At 59.3% G+C, this 508-nt stretch carries 1 protein-coding gene; it reads left to right on the top strand.

Features of this window, described 5'->3' with window-relative positions; all coding sequences use genetic code 11:
- A partial coding sequence (locus JCM12296_RS35565; protein WP_172684306.1) for a (Fe-S)-binding protein occupies positions 1 to 508 on the top strand: 508 nt, incomplete at both ends.

Genomic DNA, 508 nt, shown 5'->3' with positions numbered 1-508 from the left:
CGGCCTACGAGGTCTTTCCCGCCTCGGTCAAATCGGCCCGCACGGCGCGTTCCAGCCTGATTTCCGAGGGCAACCCCCTGCAGTTCGACCGTGGTAAGCGCGGGGACTGGGCCAAGGGTAACGGGGTGTCGGTCAAGCCCTATGCCGAGGGCATGGAACTGCTCTATTTCGTGGGCTGCTACTTAAGCTATGACCCGCGCATGAAAAAGGTGGCCGTGGCCACGGCCAACATCCTCAATAAAGCCGGTATCGATTTCGGCATTCTCGGCGAGAAGGAAAACTGCTGCGGCGAGAGCATCCGCAAGACCGGCAGCGAGACCGTTTTCAAGAATCTGGCCCGCGAGAACATCAAGACCTTCATCGACAACGGGGTCAAGCGCATCCTGGTCTCCTCGCCGCACTGCTACCATACGCTGAAAAACGAATACCCCGAGTTCATGGCCAACTTCGAGGTGGTCCACATCACCCAGTACCTGCTCGAGCTGATCGAGAGCGGCAAGCTGGAGCT

It is taken from the genome of Desulfosarcina cetonica JCM 12296, assembly GCF_001311845.1.
Lineage (GTDB): Bacteria > Desulfobacterota > Desulfobacteria > Desulfobacterales > Desulfosarcinaceae > Desulfosarcina > Desulfosarcina cetonica.
The sequence above is the reverse complement of the archived record's forward strand: the minus strand, read 5'-3'. Positions and strand labels throughout refer to the sequence as shown.